The sequence below is a fragment of the Nocardia sp. NPDC046473 genome, from assembly GCF_040645995.1.
GTDB lineage: Bacteria > Actinomycetota > Actinomycetes > Mycobacteriales > Mycobacteriaceae > Nocardia.
Genome location: NZ_JBEYZJ010000001.1, coordinates 346,575 through 370,202 on the forward strand (window position 1 = coordinate 346,575; position 23,628 = coordinate 370,202).

Genomic DNA, 23,628 nt, shown 5'->3' on the forward strand with positions numbered 1-23,628 from the left:
GGTCGACGGCTTCGGCATGCAGGCCGGTGCGGGTTCGGACGATGCCGAGGTTGTTGAGTGCGTTCGCTTCGCCGAGGCGGTTGCCGAGTTGGTGGTAGAGGGCGAGGGCTTGGCGGTGTAGGTCGACGGCTTCGGCGTGCAGGCCGGTGCGGGTTCGGACGATGCCGAGGTTGTTGAGTGCGTTCGCTTCGCCGAGGCGGTTGCCGAGTTGGTGGTACAGATCCAGCGCCTGCTGATATAGGTCGACGGCTTCGAGGTATTCGCCGGTTTCCTCGTGGACGTTGCCGAGGTTGTTGAGTGCGTTCGCTTCGCCGAGGCGGTTGCCGAGCTGCTGGTACAGGGTCAGTGCTTGCTGATGTAGGTCGACGGCTTCGAGGTATTCGCCGGTTTCGTCGTGGACGTTGCCGAGGTTGTTGAGTGCGTTCGCTTCGCCGAGGCGGTTGCCGAGCTGGCGGTAAATGCCCAGCGCCACCTCGAATCGGTCGATGGCCGTGGCATAGTCACCGGCTCGCCAATGCACGGCGCCGAGGTGGTTGAGGGAACCGGCCTCGTCGAGGCGGCTACCGAGATGTCGGGCGGCGACGACCGCGCGTTGATGCAGTTGACACGCCATCGGCCACGGTCCGTCCCGGTCCAGCAGTCCGGCCAGCACGCCGGCCAGGGTGACCGTCCGAGCCGGGTAGCGGTCTGCGGCATGGTCATCGAGACAGGCCAGCAGGTTCTCCCGTTCGAGGCGCATCCATTCCAAAGCCTGGATCTCGTTGCCGAATTCGCGCACGGTCACACTGCCGTTCGCGGAGTCGTTCGCGTGGTGTGTGGGCCGAGTCCAGCGCGCCAGCCAGCGATCCGCCGCGGTGGCGGTGTGCTGGAAATAGTCCAGCAATCGATCCTGTGCGCGGGCGCGGTCGTGATGATCTTCAGCATCGACGAGGGCCCGGGCGTACTCGCGCAGCAGGTCGTGCAGCCGGTAGCGGCCGCGGGCGGGCTCGTCCAGCAGGTGGTCGGTGTACAGGGATTCCAGCTCCCACCGGGCGGTCGCGACGTCGATGCCGGCCAGGGCCGCCGCGGCGTAGGCGTCGAGATCGGCGCCCGGGTGCAAGCCCAACCGGCGAAACAGCAGTTCGCGCTCCGGCGGCAGGTCCCGGTAGGACAGGTCGAACGCGGCGCGCACGACTCTGGCTCCGGCATCGAGTTCGCCGAGTCGATCGGTCGCAGCGCAGAATTCGTCGGCGAGTTCGGCGATCGTCCAGGTCGGGTGATGTGCCAGCCGACCGGCCAGCAGCGTGATCGCCAACGGCAGATAGCCGCACAACTGCACGATGCGCGCCACTGCCGCCTGATCCGCGGCACTGGCGGCGGCTCGGTCGGCCAGGGTGGTGAAAAGCTCAGCGGCAGGGCCGGGATCGAGGATGTCCAGCGCCAACGGCACCGCGTTCGCGAGCGAGATCAGCCTGCGCCGGCTGGTGACCAGGGTCAGGCATTCGGCGGTGGCGGGCAGCAGCGGTTCCAGCTGGTCTTCGTCGCGCGCGTCGTCGAGGATCAACAGCACCCGCTTATCGGTCAGCCGGTCGCGCCACAGGTCGCGCCGCTGTTCGAGAGTGTCGGGGATGTAGCGGAGGTCGACTCCGAGGGCAATCAGCAAGCCCGCCAGCACATCCGCCGGGTCGGCCACCGGGCGTCCCGGGGTATGTGCGTGTAACTCGATGAAGTAGCGGCCATCGGGATAGCGGTCGGCCAGCAGGTGCGCGGCGCGCGTCGCCAACGCGGTCTTGCCGACGCCGGGCATGCCGTCGATGGTGTAGATCGGAGCGCCGCGGCCGGGGGCGGCCGCGGCCAGGATGCGTCGCAGTTCGGCATCGCGGCCGATGAACATGCGCACGTCGCGGCGTAGTGCGGTCTTCACCGCCGGGCGCAACTCAGCGGGGCTGTCGGGCACCGGTTCCCGCTCTGCGGGCGGCTGCGGCGACTCCCGCAGCACTCGATGGCGGGTTTCCAACCACGCAGGCAGATCGTCCCGGGGAACGCCGCAGCACCACAGGTAGATCTCGAGCCGGTTGTCGCTCGCCGAGCCGACCCGGCTGCCCTCGAGTCGCTTGCCCTTCTCCATGTCCTCGATGAGGTTTTTCGTCAGATCGACGTATCTGGGTGGGCCGCCGTTGTTTCTGTTGGTTGCCGTTTGCTCCAGTCGGCGAAGAGAAAGATTTGCTGCCACCCGGACTCTGCGCAAGGCGCCGCCGAATTCGGTAGGGTTTGTCACTGTCGCGAGAGATTCGCGGTTCACCGCCCGGTTCGGAATCACGGTCATTGCGTGCATCCCCCACTCGTTGTCGATGCTGTCATCGCCTGTCGGCAATTGTCCGGAAATGTCAGGTCAGTGTCCGCCGGACACTTGCTGAACGCGGTGCAAATCGGCTGGTTTGTCCGGTCTGATGTCGGACTTCGAACCTTTCCGATGAGCTGTCTACAGCGGCCGAAGTGCCGCGGTCGAACACGAAGGACAGCCATCATGAATCCGAACACCTCCCCGAAGAGCCTGGTCATCGGATACGTCGCTACGGTTGTGGAATTCATCCCAGGTAGCTACCGAATGACCGGCGAACAGACAGTGGATAGTTGTCCGCGCAGCACCTCGCGCGGCATTCACCGGCCATTCATTGCCGGCGTGGCGAGATGTGCCGGTCCTGGATTGTGGACGCGGCCGAGCGCACCTTGTCGCAGCCATTGCGACGAAAGTGTTTACCGCGTCCGCACGATCGGTCGATCAGCGGCAGGATCACCGAGGCATTCCGGAGTCGGCACACTCGCGCCGAGCTGCCCGGTGGTGCCCGACCGTCGCGGGGGTGATCGCTGATGTTGAATCGGCTTGCTCCCAGTGAAGTTGTCCGGCTGACGAGGTCGGAGGCCGCTCGGGTGTGGACCGCCGCGTTGCGGGCGGTCGGCGAGCAGCGTGCGGGGGAGGACCCGGTCGAGGCCGCCGCAGGTCTGATCACCAGCCTGCCGCCGCGTGCGATCGTTGCCCTGCACCGGTTCCGCACCGCCGGTGCGGTGCACAATGCGCTGCTGTTGCGGGGTGTGTGCGCGGATCTGACGGATCTGCCTGCCACCCCGGCCACCGTGACGCCGGACGGGTCGATGCCGATGGTCGAGGCGGCCGCACTGTTGCTGCTGGCCGTGTCGTTGCCGTTGGGCGAACCGTTCACGTTCCGGACATTGCACGACGGTCGGCTGGTGCAGCACGTGATCCCGGTGCCGGGTCACGAGAGCACGCAAACCAGCGCGGGCAGCCTGACGACGTTGCAGTGGCACGTCGAGGACGGCTTCACCGAAAATCGTTGCGACTACTTCGGATTGCTGTGCCTGCGTGGCCATCCCGGGGCCGTCACGGTGCTCGCGCCGGCCCGGCATCTCGACCTGGCCGACGAGATCGTCGCCGTCTTGCGGGAGCCGCGGTTCGTGATCGAACCCGACACCGCGCACGACCTGCCCGGCCGGCCGGAGCTGCCCGCAGTTGCGGTATTGACCGGACCTGCTACGGATCCGGAGATCTGCTTCGGCGAGGCCGACGCGCGACCGGCCGACCCGAACGATCATGCGGCAGCCGCGGCGCTGCAGGCACTGACGGCCGCGCTGGATCGGGCTGCGATCGGTCACGAATTGCGTCCCGGTGACGTGCTGCTGGCCGACAACCGGCGAACTGTCCACGGCCGCACGGTATTTCATCCGCGCTATGACGGCACCGACCGTTGGTTGCTGCGCGCGATGACCTGTGGCTCCGTTCGGGCGCACCGTCGTCGCGGCGCCTCCCGCGCGCTCGGCTGAACGCGCGCCACTGAATCTCCGACCATCTCTGTTCGAAAGGACCGTGCCATGTCGCACTCGGTCATCCCGCAAACTGCCTCCGCCCCAGCACATCCCACACCTGGGCCGGTGGGCTCGGACGATGAATTCAGCCCGCTGCTCGAAGTGGTGGTCGGCACGGCGGACGGTGCGCGGATACCGCCGCTGGATCGTTCGGCACTGCTGAACCTCTACCCGGATCTCGGCCCCGCCGAATCGGCCCGTGTCGCGGTGGGCGCGTTTCCGTCCCGGGTGCTCGCGGAGGCCGCCGAGGACCTCGACGGTCTGGCAAAACTGCTGGCGGACTTGGGTGTTCGGGTATACCGCCCGGCACCGATCGTGCACGACCTCGAGTTCGGCACACCGCACTGGCGCACCAGCGGCTTCTATTCCTATTGCCCGCGCGATCTCGCGCTGGTCGTGGGTTCGGTCATCATCGCCACGCCGAGTCCCATGCGGGCGCGAATGTTCGAGCTCGCTGGCCTGCGGGAGTTGTTCCAGCAGCGCATGCTCGCCGGCTCGGCGTGGATCGCCGCGCCACCACCGCAATTGCGCGAGGAGATGTTCCCCGACGACGGCCAGGGACGGGTCACGCTCGGGGAGACCGAACCGGTCTTCGACGCCGCGAACATCCTGCGCTGCGGACCCGACCTGTTCTACCTGGTCTCCAGCAGCGGCAACGAGCTCGGACATCGCTGGTTGCAAACCACGCTGTCCGCGCTGGGCGACTATCGGGTGCACCCGATCCGCGGCGTTTACCCGCACACCCACATCGACTCCACGATCAGTCTGCTGCGCGAGGGGCTGGTGCTCCTCAATCCCGAGCGGATCCGTGACCCGTGGCAACTGCCCGCACCCCTGCGATCATGGGAACACCTCTGGTGCCCGCCGATGGCTGTCGCACCGTGCTCTTCCCCGTATCCGTTGTCCTCGGCATGGATCGGGATGAATCTTTTGATGGTGCGACCGGACCTCGCCGTCGTCGACGCCGCGCAACACGACCTCATCGCCGCGCTGCGCCGCCGCGGCATCGACGTCATCCCGCACACGCTACGACACGCCCGCGCTATGGGCGGCGGATTACATTGCGTCACACTCGATCTGCGGCGTGCGCGCGGCGAAGCGGGTCGACCCGAGGGCAGCGCCGGATGCGGTCCTGCTGCCGGGCCACTCATGTGACCGATTCCCGCCTGGCCGCGGAGGATTCGAGAAGTTGGCGAACCTCGGCCGCCTGGCGGGTGGCACCGTGACCGGAATCGAGGGACTGCAGGATCTGTACTACCCGATTCGGAACCTGCCCGACGCGAACGTCATTGGCCAACTGTTGCCACGTCGTGCTGATGGTGTGACAGCCCGACTCCAGCTCGCCCGCAGCGATATCCGCGGCGGCCTTGTCGAGGTGTAGCAGCGCCCGCCCGACCTGATCATGTTGGGCCAGTGGCAATTCCAGCACTCGGTCGCGCAGCGGTGCAGCCTGGGCATGCGCGCCGACCAGGGCGAGTGAGTTGGCCTGGTGCCAGCGAAGCAGATACTCACTGACCCGGAATCCGTCGGCGACCGTCTCCTCGTCGGAAAGCGCGGCGAACATCCGGTCCGCATTGCGTGTCGCCTCGAGCGTCTCGTGCCGGCGACCCAGCCGGGCCTGCACGCCCGCCTCGACGAGATATCCCAGCACCGCCGACGAGTTGGCGCGGCGGGCACCCAGCGATTGCGCGGTGTGTGCGGCGGCCAGACCGGACTTGAACTGCTGATGGCAGGCGCACGCGTCGCAGGTCCGCCCGGCGATCCAGGCCTGTACCGTCGCGTCCTCGGCCAGCCGGGCGGCGCGACGGGCGATGCCGAACCACTCGAAGGTGTCGCCTGCTTCGGCGACGTCGTTGATCCGGATGGCGATGAACCCGGCATTCTTGGCGTACACCCGGTGCAGCCTGCGCCGAATGTCTTCGGACGTCGCGCTCAGCAGGCACGCCTGGGCCCGAGCCAGATCGACCATGCGCGCGGGAATGAACTCCGCAGGCGGACTGTAGAGCTGGTACCCGTTCTGCTCGGTAATGTCTTCGAGCAGACCGACATACGCTGCCGTCGCCCGTCGCCCACCCGGCGGATCGAAACTCTCGCCGAACAACCCGACACCCGGCGGCGCGGGCATGAACATCGCTCCGGCCGCGGCCAGACTAACGAAATGTCGTCGATCCATGGCGTCCTGGATTCCGTTCTGCGGGAGCGCATCCGCGTCCGAGTAGTCGTGTCCGAAACCGAGCCGGTCCGGTCTGCTGCGGTAGAGAAAACACAGTGCGTCCAGATAGTGCGAGGACGGCACATCCTGGCCGTGCTCCCATTGCGACAGCCGTTGATGGCGCAGGCCCTGGCTGGGAGTTCCGCGCGACGCGAGGATCTCCTTCAGTGCCTCGACCGCTTCCATCAGCGTGTAGTTGCGGGCAATGCGGTGTGCCCGTAGCAGTGACAACCCGCAGTGCTGGTGCACTGCCAGTGCGGTCTCGTAGTCTGAGCCGCCCGCATCCTTGGCTTCGCGTGCCACGCGCCGTGCGCACTTATTTGCGTGTGGGCCGTTCGTCATGCGAACCACTTGTTCCCCTGGGGTCGGACCCCCGTCTGTTTGCACTAAGAGCCCAGCGTATCTCCATATTCTATGGGTGTCGACGCCTATGCTCCGTTTTGCCCGCAACGCGGGCAAAGCCGAGCTACCGGCCGTGAATCGAATCGGCCACCATCCCCCTTGACATGTTTTCGGAGTCATTCTGCAATTCCGATCGCACGTCCAGTGCGTGATGCACGAACGAGAGTATTCGCTATGAGTACAGAGGTCTTCGGTAACCGATTCCCGAATGCATTGCAGCAATCCGATTCTATTCACGACGAGGAAGTCGGCATCGGTACCGGTCTGTACGTTGTCGTGCCGGTGCAACTGCCTGCACCGGCAATATCGCACATGATGGCACGGGTGATTGTCGCCTTCGCGGCAGCCATGGCATTCGCCGTGCTGGTCATGATCGCTGTCGTCTTCATGTACCCGGGGGCGGGCGACAACACACCGACCACGACCCGCGTGAGCACGACACAGCCGCAGGATCCGGCCCGGATGTGCTACCCGTTCGGCGGTTGCACCCCTGCGTCCGCCAACGCCGCGCGGTAATTCCGCACATTGCGACGCATCAGCGACTATCACCTTTGAAGGAACAGGCTTTTTCGATGACTTTGTATGCTACCCAATGGATTATTACTAGTGACATCACTCCGGAGTGGGCGATCCGAGTGCCGCAAGGCGGCGCGAATGAATGGCTACTGAGCTGGGTTCACGACCGTCTGCTGACCCGCGCTCAGGCCGTTGTCGGAATGGAACTCGACGAACTGCTCAGTGACCCTGACGGAGTATACGACTGCTGTTTCCTGTCCAAGGTGTACGACTGCGCGGACCGCCTCGGCATACCACCCGAAAAAGTAGTAGTCCTGCTGGCTGCACGAATTGTCGGACGACTACAAGAATTGGACTCGGTGGAAAGTCGCGTTCAGCATCTTTCGGATAACGCATGATATGTCGCGCACTCTCGACCGGCGCCGACTCCGGCGCGCGGTCACCCGTCAATGGTGGCTGTCGGATGGCTGATCTATTGATTTGCGGCTGGCCCACCCGCCCCGCCCATCGCCCGGTCCAGCGTGAGCGCGGCGTCGATCAGGGCCAGGTGGGTGAAGGCTTGCGGGAAGTTGCCGAGTTGTTCGCCGGTGAGGGCGATTTCCTCGGCATAGAGACCTACGTGGTTGGCGTAGGTGAGCATCTTCTCGAATACCAGCCGAGCCTGGGTGAGATCGCCTGCCTGGGCGAGGGCGTTGACGTAGTCGAAGGTGCAGAGCGAGAACGTGCCTTCGGAACCGCGCAGTCCGTCCGGCGCCGCGGCGGGGTCGTAGCGATACACCAGGCTGTCGGTCACCAGATCGTCGGTTATTGCCGCCAAGGTGGACAGCCAGCGTGGGTCACGGGGTGCGACGAATCCGACTTTCACCATGCGCAGTAGCGACGAGTCGAGGACGTCCGAGTCGTACCGCTGCACGAAGGCCTGGCGGCGCGGACTCCAGCCGCGGTCCCAGAGCTGGGCATAGATCTGATCGCGCTCGGCCCGCCACTGCTCGATCGGGCCCGGCAGACTGTGGGTCGTCGCGATCCGGATAGCGCGGTCGAAAGCCACCCAGCTCATCAGCCTGCCGTAGCTGTAATCGGCCTGTCCGCCACGGGTTTCCCAGATGCCCTCCTCTGGTTGGTCCCAATGGAATGCCAGCCAGTCGAGGATGGCGATCACGTCCTGCCAGCCCTCGTGGCCGATGCGCAGGCCGCGTTGGTCGGCGCGATAGATGGCGTCGAGCATCTCGCCGTAGATGTCGAGTTGAAGTTGATCGGACGCGTCGTTGCCGATGCGCACCGGGCGGGAACCGCGGTAGCCCGTCCAGTGGTGGAGCACTTCCTCGCGCAGTTCCGGCGAGCCGTCCACTCGGTACATGATCCCCAGCTGCCCGTCGGTTTCCCGATAGCGGTTGCGCAGCCAGCGGGCGAAATCCGCTGCCTCTTCGGTGAATCCGAGGGCGAGCAGCGAATGCACGGAGAAGGAGGCATCCCTGATCCAGGTGTAGCGGTAGTCCCAGTTCCGCTCGCCGCCGATCTGTTCGGGTAGTCCGGCGGTCGGTGCCGCGACGATGGCACCGGTCGGCGCGTAGGTCAGCAGCTTGAGCGTTATCGCTGAGCGGTGCACGACCTCGCGCCAGCGACCCCGATAGGTCGACCGGGCCAGCCAGGAGTGCCAGTAGCGAACGGTGCTCTGGAACAGCTGCTCTATCTCGGCAGGCCGTATCGTGCGCGGCGGTCCGGGTGCGGCCGATTCCAGGACGATCCCGCGAGTCTGGCCTGCCTCGAGGGTGATCGAGCCGTAGACGTGCCCGTCCTCGGTGGTTTGTATCTGGGCGAGCCTGGCGTCATCGGTTTCCCGCACCACGTGCACCGTCAGGTTGTGTTCTCCGCCGTCGAAGACGACGCCGTCTTCGGTCAGTTTTGTGGCATGGGTTTGACGGCCGTAGTCGAAGCGGGGCATCAGGTCGATGTCGAAGGTGAGGCGTCCACGTACGCACCGCACCGTGCGCACCAGTCGATGGTTGTCCGTCGGCGCACGCCCGAGGATGGGCGGCATGAAGTCGCACACCTCGCCGGTGCCGTCCTCGGTCATGAATCGGGTGATCAGAATTGCCGTTTCGGGAAAGTACATCTGTGTAGACCGGTAGGGGTGCACCGAAGGCTGGATGCGGCACTGCCCGCCGCGCTCCTGGTCGAGCAGCGCCCCGAAGACGCTCGGCGAGTCGAAGCGCGGACAGCAGAACCAGTCGATGGTGCCGTCGGTGGCGACGAGTGCGGCCGTCTGCAGGTCGCCGATCAGTCCGTGGTCGGCGATTGCCGGAGCGTTGTTCATGTGAATTCTCCTTGTCGTTGCGAGGTTTCGGATTTCGGCGAGGGCCGGGCCAGCAGTTCCACCGCCAGCAGCAGCACCCCGGTGATCACTGCGATGCCGAGTACGACCAGACCGGTGGGAAAGCGCCAGAACGCCACCGTCAGTGCGGCGACAGCGACGATGCCCCAACGCAGTGGCACCCGGTATCGCGCCGCGAAGGTCTCTACCGCGTGTGGTTCGCCACGGCGCGGGCTGCGCACTGCCGCCAGCGCCCGCGCGCCGCCAGAGCGCACCGCGCGAGCCGAGAGCGATTGCCCCGCAAGATAACTCGCCACCGCGACGATCAGTCCGAGCGCAAGCACCGCGCGCAGGCCGGCCCGCAGCGGCGCGTACACGGCATCGATCAACGCGGCCGCGGCGTCGGCGGAAAGGACCTCCGGAGGCATCGCGTCGAGGTAGACCCGGCGCCCGATCACCAGCGCGATGGCCAGCACGACCATCGCCAGTGCGGCACTCGAGCCGGCCAACGCGAGCGCCCTGGTCCGGTGCTTGCGTGGCGTCAGCCATACCGCGCCGGTCGCGGCGGCCAGCGCGATCCATGGCAGTACATTCGCCAGTCGATCGAGCATGCGGACCGCCCGCTGCGCCTTGATCAGGTCCGCGGAGCGGAAGAGTACGAATTGTGCGTCGACATCAGGCAGCCTGTCGCCGAACGTGATTCCGTGCTCGTCGAGTTTCTGGCGCACGATCGTCAGGACGCCTTGTAGCGAAATGCTCACGGTGCCTTGGTCATCGACCTCGATGGCCGGTCCCTGCCGGCCGGTGAGCGCCGCGACGAGCGTCTGGTGTGCGCGACGATTCGCGGCGACCCAGAGCTGTTCGAATTGATCGCTGGACACCAATGACAGCGCGGTCTGGTGGATCAAGGCTGCGGCCTGGGCGGCTACCAGCGGCGGCAGGCTGCGCAACGCGTCGGTCACGCGTGGCCGGTCGGCGGCCTGCGGCAGGTTATCGGTCAGTGCCGTCAGTGCTTTCGCGGTCACCTCCTCGATGTCGACCCGCGTGAGGATCGCGGTGGTGATCCGGTCCGCGAGTTCGGCGTGCACCGCCGGATCAGATCCCAGCGGTGCCATGGTGGCGACATATCGGTCCGTGTCGAGGATTTCGGACCGGCAGAAGCGCGCGACGACCGAGCCGAACACGGCAACTCCCATGAGCGTCAACAGGATTCCCACGGTCGTCCAGCGGAGTGCGTGTCGGAACCGGTGGGTGCGCACCGTGCTTGCGGCCCGCAGGCGCTCGAGTTCGGCACGTTCGTCCGCGGTGAGCGGACCCGTATCGCGCGGGTCCGGTCGTTCGGGCGCCGAGTTATCCGTCGTCACGGTCGCCTCGATTCCGTTGCGCCGATCCGATATTCGCCGGTATTGCGAACGGAATGGCCGCACGGGCGACTGCGGCGTAAAGTCGATCCGGATAGTTCGCGTGAGCGCCGCTCGACGTGATCCGGCGATCGGCCGGCCGAAGGGGAATTGTTTTCATGCCCACCGGAGAGAATTCGTCGACAGGAAATCGCCGCCGCCCGGCCCGCCGTGGTGTGCTGTTTGCCGTCGCCGCGGTGATCGCTTTGTCGGTGGCCTATTTCCTGTTGCCGTTCACTCGAATCGGCGATATCAGGACGGTGCTGCTGCTGATTGCCGGAGCTGTCGCCATATGCGCCATTTTTGCTTGGCAGATTCGCGGAGTGCTGCGCGCCGAGCATCCGCTGGCACGCGCGGTGGAGGCGGCGGTCGCCATTTTCGGCTGCTACATCATCGGCTGTGCCACGGTGTATTACACGCTTTCCGCGGGTGAGCCGACCAGCTTCAGCGAGTCCCTGACGAAGCTCGACGCGCTGTACTTCGGCGTCACGGTGTTCGCGACGGTCGGCTTCGGCGACATCGTGGCGACGTCTCAGCCGGCCAGGGCGGTCGTGCTCGCCCAGATGATCGGCAACCTGATCCTGATCGGGTTGGCGCTGCGGCTGCTGACCGCGTCGGTCGAATTGCGTCGCACCCAACTGCGTGCACCGGAACAAGCTCGGCCCGCCGACCAGGAATGAGCCGCTGAGAGCGCGAAAGTCATGCCACGACATCATGTTCTGTCTCCTGAATTGGTGGGGGATGGGTCCGAACCCGGTGCCGCGCCGACGGCATGTCGCGGCAGCAAGCCGGTGCCGAACAGCGCCACGATTGCGAGCGCCGCGGCGAGGGCCAGTGCCGCCCGCAGCGCGGTGAGCCGAGCGTCGGCGTTGACCGCGACGATCGCGTCCGCGGTGGCCTGCGGCACGCCTGCCGCGTCGAGCGCCGCGCGCAGTTGCGTGGTGGACACGAACGACGCTCCGTCCGCCAGTTGGGTGGTCACCTGCTGCTGCACGGACACGGGAACCGCGGGGTTGTCATCGATTCCGGTGCGCGCGGCGCCGATCAGCGCGGCGATCAGCACCGACCCGATCAGCGCGGTGCCGAGGGAGGCGCCGAGGCTGGTCGCCGTGTTCTGCAGCCCGCCGACCTCGGCACTGCGCGTTTCCGGCGCCGCGGCGACGGTTACCGCGCCGAGCTGCGAGGACAGCGCGCCGAGTCCGAGACCGAGGAACACCATCGGGATCAGCACCACGCCGGCGCTCGCGCCGGGATCCAGGCCCGCGACCAGGATCATGATGCCGACGATCATGGATGCCAGCCCGAGCCGAACCGTGCGGCGCGGGCTGGCTCGCGGCCAGAGCCTGGGGATACCGGCGGCGGCCAGCACCAGCGCGACCGACAACGGCAGCACGCGAAGTCCGGTCTCGACCGCACTGAGTTCCAGTGCCACCGAGAGGAACAGCGGAACCGCGAAGAAGACACCCGCCTGGACGAGGAACTGCGCGAAGAACATCCCGAGCCCGCCGACGAGTTGCCGGCTGCGCAGCAACGCGATATCGATCAGCGGTTCCCGGTCGGCCCGAACGAGCCAGGCCTCCCACCGCAGCAACCCGTAGAGCGCCACCAGACCGGAGAGCAGCAGCCAGATCACGGGGGACAGGCCGAGTAGTTGCGGCCCACCGGATCTGGGGCGCACCCAGCCCCAATCGCTGGAACGCAGCACGCCGTACACGGTCATGCCGAGACCGAGGACCGATAACGCCGAACCGACCAGGTCGAGCCGGACCGCCGTTGGCGCGACGTCGGCGACCCGACGCAGCACGAGCAGGATGACCAGCACGATGACGACCTCGCCGAGAAATACATATCGCCAGGACGCGAAGGTGGTGACCGCTCCGCCGATCATCGGCCCGACCGCAACGGCGCACGCACCCGCCGCGGCGACCAGTCCATACGCGCCCGCGCGGCGTCCGGCGGGGAAGTTCGCCGCGACCAGCGCCACGATCGCGGGCATGATCAGCACCGCGCCCAGCCCTTCCAGCAATGACCAACCGAGCAGCAGCACAGCGAGATTCGGCGCGAAAGCGGTGGTGAACGAGCCCGCGCCATAGACGACGAGACCGACGGCGAACGCTCGTTTGCGGCCGAGCATGGTGCCGACCTTGCCGCCGGTGATCATCAATGTCGCCATGACCAGCGTGTACAGCGTGATGGCCGTCTGGATGCCGGTCACCGGGGTGCCGAGATCGGCGGCCACGCTCGCCATCGACACATTCATCACCGAGCTGTCCAAGGTCATCAGGAATTGGCCTGCGGCGAGAACCGTGAGCACCAGGGCCGAACCGCGGTCGGTCTCGGTCGGAATCTTTTCCGCGTGGTTCATCGGCTAGGGCAGGATCGTTTCCTTGATCCGTTTGAATTCCTCGTCGGTGATCGTGCCGTTGTCGAGCAGTTTCTTCGCAGTGGCGATCTGTGACGAGGAGTCGATTCCTGCGACAGTTCTGATGTATTCGTTCTCGGCTTCGTAGTAGCGCAGGCGATCGGCGCCACGCCGTTCCGCCATGGAATTGCCGCGGGTAATCAGATAGACCAGTGCGGTCACAAAGGGGAGGACGAGTAGACAGACCACCCATAGCGCCTTTGCCCATCCGGATGTATCGCGGTCACGGAACAGGTCGGAGATGATGGAGAAGAGAATCATCAGGTACGCAACGAACAAGAATGTCATGATGCTGAACCACAGGAAATCCCAAAAAGACATGGTGCTAACCCTTCGTTGGGCGCCGGGCCGATGTCGCGAGTGCGCATCGGCTATGGGGTGACGATCGGAAAATCGGGGTCGGCCGCATCGGTCGATGCGAGCAGCCGCGACCACGCCGCGATATCGCCCGAGGTGTGCAGGTGGTCGAGCGAACCGGTGTCGAGCAGTTCGAGCAGGCCGGGTTTGGTCAATGTCACCTCCAGATCCACCGGCCATGGCTGCCGCGCCGGGTGATGGATGAGGGCGCCGTTGCTCAGCTCCATGTGGTAGATCTCGGCGGAGTCGGTGAACACCCAGCGGATGCTCAGCCGCTGGGACCACGCCCGCGGTCCGTCGATGGTCGAGGCGATGGTGTCGAACAGTTGCGTGATACTCAGGGCCGGTGCCATGCCGTTGCTGCGGTGCCGAGCCGGATGCCCACGGCCGTAACGCAATTCGGCAGCGCCGCTGAGATAGCAATTACGCCACGTCACGCATTCGGCACCGTAGCCGAGCCGCTCGAAGACAGCGGCCAGCGCGGTGCGGGCATCGGTGTTGTCCGGGGCGGCGAAAACCGCGTGGCTGCCGAGTTCCGCGGCGAATCTGAGGTCACCGGCCGCGGCGAACTCACGGGTCTTGCGCACCGCGGCCTCGACGCCACCGAGTAGTTCGACATAGCGCGCCGCCTGTGCTCGTGGCGGATGCTGCCAGAGATGTGCGGGATTGCCGTCGTACCAGCCGAGGTAGTGCTGGTAGATCGCCTTGACATTCTGGTTGGTCGAGCCCGACCAGCCCGCGGTATGTGACTGCGCCGTCAACTGTGGTGACAGGCGCAGCTCCTCGGCGATCTCGATTCCGGTGTAGCCCTGATTGATTCGCCGCACCGTCTGGTCGTGCAGGTAGGCATACATGTCGCGGTGGTCGCGCAAGAACGCGAGCGCTTCGGCCCGGCCGGTGGTCGGCCAGTGGTGCGCCGCGAAGACAACGTCGACATCGCTCGAGAACAATGCGATCGCCTCGGCGATACCGCGCGACCGCGCCCGCGCGTCGCGCGAGTGCGCGCCGCGCAGCGGCACCACATCGTGCATGCTCTGCCCGACCTGTTCGCCCATGAACAGTGCTCGGGCACAAGGAAAGAAGACATTCATCTCGGAGGGGCCGTCGGTGCCCGGCACGACCTGGAAGATCATCCGGACGCCGTCGATCTCTTCGTCCATTCCGGTGTCGGCAATCTCGAGCGTCGGTGCGAGTAGGTACGGAGCCGGGACGACAGGGTCGGCAGTCTCTTCGATGTCGATCCTGCCGCGCGGCCCGTGCGGCAGCGCGGCGCCCGAGCAGTAGGCGCCGCGTCGCAGCACCGCCGGCGCTGCGGACACGGTCTGCGCCACCGCCTTCCGGAAGTTCGCCGGCGCGATGACAGAGATGGTCGTGTCTGCGTCGACGACACCGAGCACGCCGCCGCCGTGGCTGCCATGCGGATGCGTATGGACCACGGCGACGACTGCCCGCTCACCGCGATGCCTGCGGTACAACCGCAGTGCGGCGGCGGCTTTTTCGGCGCTCGTCAACGGGTCGATGACGATCACGCCGTGATCGGATTCGACCAGCGTCATGTTCGACACGTCGAAACCGCGCACCTGATAGATGCCCTCGCACACCTGGTAGAGGCCGTGGCGTGCGGCGCGACGGCTCAACCGCCACAAGCCGGGATGGACGGTGGCGGGGCGGGCGCCTGCCAGAAAACCGAAGGACTCCATCTCCCAGACCACGGCATCGTCCGCATTGGTGATCACACAGGGTTCGAGCGTGCCGAGCAGGTCACGGTAGGCCAGCATGTGCCGCTCCACTTCTGTCGATTCGGACGATGCGCTATCGACAGTGCCGCCGCGGGCTACCGATTTCCTCGCCCGTTACGGATGAATTCGTGCCGACCTCGGCGCAGACGCAGGCCTACCGGCAGAGTCATCCGTGACGGGCGAGGTGCCGACGACGCGGAGGGAGCAGATTCGGAGAGGTCCACCGAACCGTTCAGGAAGGGACGATCCATGACACACGAGTCGGACATCGACCACCCGGTGCGCCACGCGGCCGCCGCGGGCACCTCCATCGCGGCGGCCGTACTGCTGCTCACCGTGGGCGTGATCTCTATTCTGCAGGGCATTTCGGCGATCGTCGCCGATCAGCTCTACGTCGTCGGCTTCGACTACATCTACCGATTCGACACGACGTCGTGGGGGTGGACCCACACCGTGCTCGGCGTCCTGCTTTCTATCTGCGCGATCGGATTGATGCTCGGTGCGGGCTGGGCCAGGGTCTCGGCCATCGTCGTCGCCGCACTGTCGATCATCGGGAACTTCCTGTCGCTGCCCTACTACCCGGCGTGGTCGATTCTGATCATCGTGCTCGACGTCGTCGTGATCTGGGCCGTCGCCACCTGGCGGCCGGATCGGGCCTGACCGATCGGCCTGCCGCCCGATCAGAGCAGGCCGGTGCGGCGGGCCAGGATCAGGGTTTCGGCACGGGAGCTGGTGCCGAGCTTGCTGTAGATCCCGCGCAGATGCGTTTTGACGGTATTGATCGATACGCCGAGACCTTCCGCGATCTGCTGGGCTGTCCGTCCGGACGGCAGCTGCGCAAGCACCAGGCGTTCTGTCGCGGTGAGGCGCGATTGCGTATCGTCGCGCCGGACGGCCGGATGCCGGCGGATCTCGTCGGCGAATCTGTTGTGCCTGCCGAAGGTTCCGGTGTGCGCGTCGAGCAACTCGATGATTCCGGGGATGTCGAGGAACGGCCGGACGAGGTGTTCTGGGCAGGCTGCGCGCAAGGCCGATTCGACCGCGGCCTTGGCAGACAATGGATTCGCCAGTGTGGCCTGCGCGGCGGCCGTGAGCAGCAGGGCGGTGATCATGTGCACCTGGTGCGTGGAGTCGGCGTCCGTGAGGACTGGTTCGACAAGGCCGAGAACGGTTTTCGGATGATTCGTGTGCGCGGCCACAGTGGCCCCGGCGAGGATGACCCCGACGCTGTGGCCGAGCACCGCGCCGGCCTGATCGACCAGCGTTCGCACGGTGCGCGCATCGTCTACCTCGAGCAGCGCACGGACCACCTGAGGCAGGAGCAGATCGGCGACCGCGGGCAGTGCGCGGGCCTGCTGGAGCAGCCGCATCATGTTCGCGCGCAACGATTCCGCGGCGGCGCGCTTGTCCGCGGCGGCATCGAATGCGTGCAGTCCGGCGATGAGTCCGGCGCACCGCAGCTGCTTCGCGGGTTCGGCAGGATCGGTGACGTGCTCGCCACGCAGAAAGCTGACGTAGGACGAAATCGATGCCGCCGCAACGGCATCGGCAGATGCGCCGTGGTGATGGGCGTTCGCGGTGTCGGCTGCCCTTTTGGCGGTGTCGCGCGCCACCGTGATACCGCCGCGGATAGCGGCGACGACCGCAAGACGAACAGTGGACCGCACGACCAGCCGGTGATTGCCGACACATTTCGCCAGCGCCAGGCCGCGCCGTAGCAGCTGTCTGGCGCCGGTGAGATCGCCGCGCGCCACCAGGACCGCGGCGGCCTCGATGGCCACGTAGGCGTCGATATCGGGTTGCCCGGTGATCGGAAGTGGTTCGGGCAGCAGTATTTCGGCGAGACCGGCGCCGCTGGCGACGGCGGCGGCCGCGGTGGCGGCGAGTGTCAACGGCACGATCCAGCCTCGGGGCGCGATGGTCTCGCTGTCCGGGGTGCGTTGGCAGACGAGATCCAGATGGGTGACAGCCGCAGTGACATCGTGCCGTTCGAGCGCGTCGATCGCCCGCAGCGCCCACAGATACGGGTCGTCCGCCGGGAGCACCGCCGCGTGCTCGAGCTGCTGGAACAAGCCGGCGCCTGCGCCGGCGAGCACGACGCGCAGCGCCGTCTCGCGCAGAAAGCGCAACAGGTCGGCCGGTGTGCCCGCCAGCACGTGCGGCAGGGCCGACATCGGCATGTTCATCGCCGAATACCAGTCGGCCGTGCGGCGGTGTACCTCGGTATAGGCGGCGCTGTAGCGGGCCTCGGCGAGCAGGTGGGTGCGCAACATCGGGTGATAGCTGAACCAAAGCTCGCCGTCGTGCGCGGTGTGCATGATCGGGAAATTGATCCGGAGCAATCCGTCCAGAATCTGATGGGCGTCGAGCCCGGTGAGCTGTTCGGCAAGGGCTGCGGTGAAGGTCGTCGGGATGCTGGTGTCGACGACGAACCGCCGAACCTGTTCGGGCAGTTCGTCGATGAACTCGCCGAGCAGGAAATCGGCGACCGCGCGCGGTGTCCCGGCGAGCGCGGCCAGCGCGGTCTGGCGATCATGATGGGCGCCGACCTGCCCCGCCGCGATCCGCACGAGCGCGGGCCAGCCGTGGGTCAGGTCCATGACGGTGCCGAGCTCGGCATCGGTGAGCAGGCAATTGTGTTCATCGCACAGCTGCTTCGCACGGTCCCCGGTGAACGCGAGATCCGTTGTGCCCAAGAAGGATACGAGTCCGGGAAGTTCCACGGCATGCCAGCGCAACGGCGGTGCGTAGCGCGCCGAGATCACCGCGGTGGTGGTCGAAGGCAGGTGCGCGAGCACGTATTCCAGGTAGGCGAGCGCGGGTGGTTCGGTGATCAGATGCGCGTTGTCGATGACGAGCACCACCGGGTGCTCGACGGCTGGGCGTCGCAGCACCGCCCGCAGCGTGGCCGCCCCGGCATTGCGCCTGGTCACCGTCAGCCATCGCACGTCCGTTTCCGGCTGCGCCGGGCGCAGGTGGTTGTCGAGCCAATCGGCGATCAGCACGGTTTTCCCGCTGCCGGCCGGCGCCGAGATCAGTAGGGCGTGCCCCTGCGACGTGGCCAAAGCCGCGTCGAGTCGGTCATACAGCTCGGGCCGGGCGATAGGTGTGAATGCGAAAGTCGGAATGGCAGTCTGTAACAATTTCGGTCCCATTGTCATCGGCTTCCCTCGAATCGTGCGATCGGCCAGCGCCCGATCGGCCCGCATAGTTTCCGGCACGGCACTTCCGGGGCACTTTCGAATAGATCAAGATCGACTTTCCGGATGATCGCACGGTGTTCCGGCCGGGGCCGGAACGGCATGACCGGAACACCGTGTCGATTACTCCGCTGTCAGCGGAACGAATGGCCCGTAGTCCCGCACGTGGCCGCCCATCCATTCCCAGAGCGATGCGTCGTCGACGGCGACGCCGTGCTGCCTGCGCAGTCGCCAGCCGTCGTCGGTCTTCTGCCAGATATCGCCGTCGCGATCACGGTACAGTCCGAGCAGGTCGGGTTCCGGCGTGTCGGTCGCTGGCGCCGAATCGTCGGATGACGTGCAGTTCGTGCGGTATTCGGCGAACACCGCGGACGGCGACTCCGAGCCGACCAGCAGCACAAGGATCGATGCGCGACAGGCGTTCGTCCTCGACTGTGTTGCGGGGATCGTGTGTGCGGTTTCGATGGTCGAAGGTGTAGGCATCGGGTGCGCTCCTGCGAGTCGAAGAAATATGTTGCGACAATTATCCGCCGCCGCACTTCCGAATTCCTTTCGAATTTCTTCCCGCCGACTTCCGATTCAATTCGATACCTTTTCGTAATTCGCGGCTATTGCGTAACCGGTGGCTTCCGCGAATACAGTAGCGGCATTCCGGATGGGCGAATCCGGGAAATTTCGCTCCGGGACAGCCGCTGTCGGGGACACCGGGGAATCGAATAGGAGGTGGTCGAATGAGCTGGCGACAACGGGCCGCATGTCAGGGGGCCGCGCCGGGGATCTTTCATCCCGCGGCGCCGCCGAAAGGCGACCCGCGACAGGCGCTGGCCTACTGCCGTCGCTGTCCGGTTGTCGCCGACTGTGCCGCCCACGCGCTGCAGATAGCCCAGCGGCGTGGGATAGCCGCCGGGGTATGGATTGATGGCGACCGGGAAGGGGGCGCGGTATTGCGGAACATCGCGGACGAACGATCCCATCCGCGGCGCTGCGTGCGGTGCTGGCGGATCATCCAATCGGTGCGGTCCGGCCGCACCTGCGTGCTGTGCGGATTTGCCGAGATCCCGGTCTGAATCTGCGGATGGCGTTGTCCGCCAACTAGTTTGCTGAACGCTGCCCGATCGATCCGGTTTGTAGATTCGGATACTTGACGGTAATTTACCGAATGTTCTTCGAATTAATTGATGGTGTGGATATCCCGACGGTTGGAGGGACGTCGTGTCATGACGGAGCCACAGGTTCAAGTGTTCGGCCCGCTGCAGGTTTCTCTCGGTGGTCGGACCGCCCGAATCGGTGCCGGTCGGCAGCGATCGGTGCTCGGGCGATTGGTGCTGGCCGGAGGTCGGGTCATCGGCAGTGACCGCCTGGTCGAGGATGTGTGGGAGGGTGATCCGCCATCGCATGCACCCGCTGTGCTGCAGGTGCAGATCCATAACTTGCGACGCGTACTCGAACCTTCTCGAAGACCGAGGACGGCGGCGCGAATTCTGGTGTCGGAAGGCGGCGGTTATGCCCTCCGGCTGGAAGTCGGAAGTGTGGATGCGTGGCGGTTCGAGGCACAGATGCGCCAGTACGAACAGCGGGTACACGATCCAGTCGACCGGCCTGGGCCGCTGGAGCGTTATCGGCTGCTCGACGAGGCGCTCAATTGCTGGCATGGCGCCGCATTCGAATCCTTTTCCGGCGCATCATGGGCGACAGCCGAGGTATCACGACTAACCGATTTACGGATCACGGCAACCGAGATGCGTGCCGAAGCGGCACTGGAACTCGGCAGGCTCGGCGAGGTCATTGCCGTGCTACGCCAACAGGTCGAAGAACATCCCGGACGCGAAGAAAGCGTTCGATTGCTGGCCTCGGCGCAATATCGACTCGGACAACAGGTGGAGGCATTGGCTACCGTTCGCCGGGCCAGGGAGTTCCTGCGTTCGGAATTCGGCATCGATCCTGGACCGAGGCTGAATGACCTCGAATCGGCGATCCTGAAGCAAAGCGTGCAGCCCGATCACCTGGGTGATCGCACGACCACGCCACTACTTTTGCCGACATCCGGCCGCCGTGCCGAGCCGTCCCCGCGCAACCTGCCGTCGGGTACGGCCGAATCAGGTTCCGAGCCGACGTTCTATCCGCAGCAGCGATCCGCCCTCTACGCCACCGCGGCGGAGGCTCGGCATTCCGGACTGCGATTGACCTGGCTGGTCGGGGCGGCGGGCGCGGGCAAGACCACCCTCACGACCTCGGTCGCCGCGAATCTCCGCACCGACGGGTGGACCACTGCCATCGGCCGCTGCCCCGATGTCGACGGCGCACCGCCGGCTTGGGCGTGGACCGAGATTCTGGCCGGGCTCGGCGGTGCGCCCGCCCTCGCGGCGGCATCGCGTGACCACGTCGATCCGTTCACGATTGTGCAGGCGGTAACCGGGCGATGCCGGGAACTCGTGGTGAACAGCCCGGTCGCCATCGTTGTGGAGGACGCTCAGCGGGCGGACGAGGCGACGCTGCAGGTGCTGCGGCAGTTGGCCAACTGGCTGCAGCGCGAACCCGTCCTGGTCATCGTCACGGTGCGCGACCTCGACCTGTCACCCGCCCTGCGTGCCACGGAAGCGGCGCTGGCCGATCGGATGACCGAGCGGGTGGAATTGGCGGGGCTCGACCTGGCGGGTACTCGCCAGGTCGCTCAGGACGCCGGTCTCGCGACGATCGACCGTGAAGCACTACAGACTTTGCATGAACGGACCGGCGGCAACCCCTTCTTCATCCGCGAACTGTCGAAACGGATAGCGGCGCGCGGGGATTCACGGGGACTGCCGGAGAACATTCGCGCGGTGCTGATCGATCGGATCGAGCAGATGCCGGAGGGGATGTTGACCGTGCTGCAGTACATTGCGGTGTGGGGCAGGGAGATCGACTTCGACACGCTCGTCGGACTCTGCGGCGTCGCCGAGGAGGCGCTCGTCGATCTCATCGATGCCGCCGCCGCGGCCGGGTTGACCGGATTCGACCACCGGGAACGGATCGCCCTCGATCAGGCCTTGGTGCAGGACACGGTGTACAACAGCATTTCGCCACTGCGGCGCGGTCGAATGCACTGGAGCACACTGGAATTCCTGGAAGCGCGGATCGACGAGCGATCCGCCGATCTCGCCGAGGCGCAGTTACTGGCGTACCACGCCGCCCGGGGTGCGACCAGGGCTACGGCCGCGCATGCGCTGCACCACGTTGTCGCGGTGGCTCGCAGATATGACCGCAAGGAATCCTGGGCCGACGCCGCCGGTTATTGGCAAACTGCCGTCGAACTGCACGAACTCGCCGGCCATTCGACGCGAGTCGTTCCCAGAGACGATCGGCTGGCGCTGTTCGAGACCCTGTGCGGGTTCGCCGCCGCGTTGGCGCACGACGGCCAGGCCGCGCAGGTGCGCGTCGTTCGCAGGAGAGCGCTCGACCTCGCCGAAGAACTGGGTGACGAACGTCTCGTGGTGCGCGCGCTGACCTGCCGGATGCCACCGGTTATCTGGGGTGCCCGGGACTGGTGCACGGTCGATAGTCATCTGTTGCATGCGCTGGAATCAGCACTGGCACACGCCGATTCGGTGCAGGAGCAGGTTTCCCTGCTGATCACCTTGGTCATCGAATCGGCCGATGAGAGTCCGCTGATGCGCGAGCGCGCCGAGCAGGCGCTGCGCCTCGCGCGCAGCACCGGTGATCCCGAGTTGGTCTGCGCCGCACTGAATGCCATCGCGTATACGATCACCGATTCGGCCACCGCGTCGGGTTGGCGCCCCGTCGCGAATGAACTGCTCGGTGTCGCGCGTGCCGCGGGGCTGCTCGACTATCAGGCGTTGGCGCACTACCTGTATTTTCTGGCGGCCTGCCAGGACACCGATCTGCCCGCGGCGAGCAGGCATGCGGCCAGTGCGCTCGACTGTGCCTGCGACGATCGCCCGCGCCCGTTGCCCGACGTCTTGCTGTCCTTCGCCGCGGTGGTCGAGGTGCTGCGCGGGGACCTGCCCGAAGCCGAGCGCAAGTATCGGCGGTTCGTCGCCCGGATGGCCGAGGCCGGCGTCGTGCACGCGGAAGCGGTTCGGCTCGTCGGCGCGCTCACCGTCGGCTGGGCTCGCAGCGACATCTCCGGCCTGCTGGACCGGCTGACGCCGCTGTACGCCGCTGATCCCGATCGCGTGGCGCAACTGTATGTCGTCGCCCTGCTGCACGCCGGTGACGAGGCGCGGGCCAGGGCGCTGTTCCGCGAACATGCTGTGGTGCGGCGCGACTTTCATTGGCAACTGATGTGTGCCTTCCGCGCCACTGCCGCGGTCGCCCTCGGTGAGGTCGAAGCGTCGCGTGAACTGTTCGAAACCCTGCTGCCGTACTCCGGTACCCTCATCGGATTCGATACCGGTGCAGCGTTTTTCGGCCATTTCGACAATCTGCTCGCCGACCTGGCCGACCTCGTTGGCAACACCGACACCGCCGACACACTGCGTGCCCGCGCCGCCACCGGGCTGCGCCGCATCCACACCGCGCTCGACTCGCTCGCTCCGCGCCCCAACCCCGTTCCCCGTAATGCCGGCGACGAACCTCGCGCCCAACTCGCAATCCGCTGACGTTTGCGTGGGGCCCCGGGTGAGTTCTCGCATTTCGCGGCGCCCACAAAGCAGCCGCAGGCCGATGGCCTGCGGCTGCTTTGCTGGTCGTTGTCCGCACTACCGAGCGAGTTGCAGCGCAAGAGTGATGGCGGCCGGGACCAGATACAGCACCGGGAAGATCGCGGTCTGGTACGAGTGTGCCCGAATGGCGGTGGCCGAGGCGCCGAGGAAGTACGTGATCAAGCACACCGCTGCCGCGATCCCGAGTGCGGGCACGAAGAAGCCGACGATCAATCCGAGCGCTCCCGCCGACTTGGCAAGGGCCAGCCAGTTCCACCACGAGCGCGGCACCCCGTACTGCTCGAGCGGTTCGACCACGAACTGCTTCTGCGCGGCCAGCGAGTAGCCCGAGAAGCCGATCCACAGGGCAGCGAGTACACCGACGATGTAGTAGGCGACGTCCATTGGTGCATCCTTTGTTCTGCGGCAGCTTGTCTGCCTGGTTGCCTGGTAGACGACGCTGCCCCCGCAGGTGTGACATCGACACCGCACGGCCGATCCGAACGAGACACGCGGGCCCTGGACACGCGGGTTCCGGGAATACCGGAAGGCGGTCACCGGGTTGCGC

At 66.2% G+C, this 23,628-nt stretch carries 18 protein-coding genes; 8 read left to right on the forward strand and 10 right to left on the reverse strand.

All coding sequences use genetic code 11. The features are described 5' to 3' along the window. On the reverse strand, positions 1-2,107 hold a 2,107-nt coding region (locus ABZ942_RS01670), incomplete at its 3' end, for a tetratricopeptide repeat protein (protein WP_357377980.1). A gap of 743 nt (positions 2,108-2,850) precedes the next feature. Between ABZ942_RS01670 and ABZ942_RS01675 the strand changes: the two genes are divergently transcribed. After that, positions 2,851-3,819, forward strand: a complete 969-nt coding sequence (locus ABZ942_RS01675) for a TauD/TfdA family dioxygenase (RefSeq protein WP_357377982.1) — start codon at positions 2,851-2,853, stop codon at positions 3,817-3,819. A 48-nt stretch (positions 3,820-3,867) separates the two neighbouring features. Further along, complete coding sequence (locus ABZ942_RS01680) at positions 3,868-5,016, forward strand: scyllo-inosamine-4-phosphate amidinotransferase (RefSeq protein ID WP_357377984.1); 1,149 nt, start codon at positions 3,868-3,870, stop codon at positions 5,014-5,016. Here ABZ942_RS01680 and ABZ942_RS01685 read toward each other — a convergent pair. After that, the gene (locus ABZ942_RS01685; RefSeq protein WP_357377986.1) at positions 5,009-6,376 is read right to left on the reverse strand and encodes a hypothetical protein; all 1,368 of its coding nucleotides are present in this window, start codon (positions 6,374-6,376) and stop codon (positions 5,009-5,011) included. The two genes, ABZ942_RS01680 and ABZ942_RS01685, sit on opposite strands and share 8 nt — an antisense overlap. A gap of 273 nt (positions 6,377-6,649) precedes the next feature. Here ABZ942_RS01685 and ABZ942_RS01690 point away from each other — a divergent pair, with 273 nt between their 5' ends. Next, entirely contained in the window at positions 6,650-6,991 is a 342-nt protein-coding gene (locus ABZ942_RS01690; protein WP_357377988.1) for a hypothetical protein, read from the forward strand. A gap of 56 nt (positions 6,992-7,047) precedes the next feature. Then, complete coding sequence (locus tag ABZ942_RS01695; protein WP_357377989.1) at positions 7,048-7,389, forward strand: hypothetical protein; 342 nt, start codon at positions 7,048-7,050, stop codon at positions 7,387-7,389. A gap of 74 nt (positions 7,390-7,463) precedes the next feature. Here ABZ942_RS01695 and ABZ942_RS01700 read toward each other — a convergent pair whose 3' ends face one another. Together ABZ942_RS01700 and ABZ942_RS01705 are read right to left on the reverse strand one after the other, a co-directional pair. Further along, positions 7,464-9,305, reverse strand: a complete 1,842-nt coding sequence (locus tag ABZ942_RS01700; protein ID WP_357377991.1) for a glycoside hydrolase family 15 protein — start codon at positions 9,303-9,305, stop codon at positions 7,464-7,466. Beyond that, positions 9,302-10,666, reverse strand: coding sequence for a hypothetical protein (locus ABZ942_RS01705; protein WP_357377993.1), 1,365 nt, complete (start codon positions 10,664-10,666; stop codon positions 9,302-9,304). The genes ABZ942_RS01700 and ABZ942_RS01705 overlap by 4 nt, the downstream gene beginning before the upstream one ends. A 155-nt stretch (positions 10,667-10,821) precedes the next feature. Between ABZ942_RS01705 and ABZ942_RS01710 the strand changes: the two genes are divergently transcribed. Beyond that, complete coding sequence (locus ABZ942_RS01710; RefSeq protein WP_357377995.1) at positions 10,822-11,382, forward strand: potassium channel family protein; 561 nt, start codon at positions 10,822-10,824, stop codon at positions 11,380-11,382. A gap of 32 nt (positions 11,383-11,414) precedes the next feature. On the opposite strand, the gene ABZ942_RS01715 is transcribed toward ABZ942_RS01710, so the two are convergent. Genes ABZ942_RS01715 through ABZ942_RS01725 form a run of 3 tightly spaced genes read right to left on the reverse strand, consistent with a single transcriptional unit; the run spans position 11,415 to position 15,259 of the window. Continuing rightward, a complete protein-coding gene (locus ABZ942_RS01715) occupies positions 11,415-13,067 on the reverse strand; it encodes an MFS transporter (protein ID WP_357377997.1) in 1,653 nt (550 codons plus the stop codon). A gap of 3 nt (positions 13,068-13,070) precedes the next feature. Further along, positions 13,071-13,445 carry an SHOCT domain-containing protein gene (locus ABZ942_RS01720; protein ID WP_357377999.1) on the reverse strand — a complete coding sequence of 125 codons (375 nt, stop codon included), beginning with the start codon at positions 13,443-13,445 and terminating at the stop codon, positions 13,071-13,073. 50 nt (positions 13,446-13,495) lie between these two features. Then, positions 13,496-15,259 carry an alkyl sulfatase dimerization domain-containing protein gene (locus ABZ942_RS01725; RefSeq protein ID WP_357378001.1) on the reverse strand — a complete coding sequence of 588 codons (1,764 nt, stop codon included), beginning with the start codon at positions 15,257-15,259 and terminating at the stop codon, positions 13,496-13,498. A gap of 210 nt (positions 15,260-15,469) precedes the next feature. On the opposite strand from ABZ942_RS01725, the gene ABZ942_RS01730 reads away from it, so the two are divergent. Beyond that, on the forward strand, positions 15,470-15,880 hold the full coding sequence (locus tag ABZ942_RS01730) for a hypothetical protein (protein WP_357378003.1): 411 nt from the start codon (positions 15,470-15,472) through the stop codon (positions 15,878-15,880). A 20-nt stretch (positions 15,881-15,900) separates the two neighbouring features. On the opposite strand, the gene ABZ942_RS01735 is transcribed toward ABZ942_RS01730, so the two are convergent. Together ABZ942_RS01735 and ABZ942_RS01740 are read right to left on the reverse strand one after the other, a co-directional pair. Then, positions 15,901-18,375, reverse strand: a complete 2,475-nt coding sequence (locus ABZ942_RS01735; protein ID WP_357378005.1) for a LuxR C-terminal-related transcriptional regulator — start codon at positions 18,373-18,375, stop codon at positions 15,901-15,903. A 168-nt stretch (positions 18,376-18,543) separates the two neighbouring features. After that, positions 18,544-18,903 carry a hypothetical protein gene (locus tag ABZ942_RS01740; protein ID WP_357378007.1) on the reverse strand — a complete coding sequence of 120 codons (360 nt, stop codon included), beginning with the start codon at positions 18,901-18,903 and terminating at the stop codon, positions 18,544-18,546. A gap of 248 nt (positions 18,904-19,151) precedes the next feature. On the opposite strand from ABZ942_RS01740, the gene ABZ942_RS01745 reads away from it, so the two are divergent. Together ABZ942_RS01745 and ABZ942_RS01750 are read left to right on the forward strand one after the other, a co-directional pair. Continuing rightward, the gene (locus ABZ942_RS01745) at positions 19,152-19,487 is read left to right on the forward strand and encodes a WhiB family transcriptional regulator (protein ID WP_357378009.1); all 336 of its coding nucleotides are present in this window, start codon (positions 19,152-19,154) and stop codon (positions 19,485-19,487) included. Positions 19,488-19,637: 150 nt separating this feature from the next. Further along, entirely contained in the window at positions 19,638-23,018 is a 3,381-nt protein-coding gene (locus ABZ942_RS01750; RefSeq protein WP_357378010.1) for a BTAD domain-containing putative transcriptional regulator, read from the forward strand. A gap of 99 nt (positions 23,019-23,117) precedes the next feature. Here ABZ942_RS01750 and ABZ942_RS01755 read toward each other — a convergent pair whose 3' ends face one another. After that, the gene (locus tag ABZ942_RS01755; protein WP_357378012.1) at positions 23,118-23,465 is read right to left on the reverse strand and encodes a DoxX family protein; all 348 of its coding nucleotides are present in this window, start codon (positions 23,463-23,465) and stop codon (positions 23,118-23,120) included. Between the last annotated feature and the right edge of the window lie 163 nt (positions 23,466-23,628).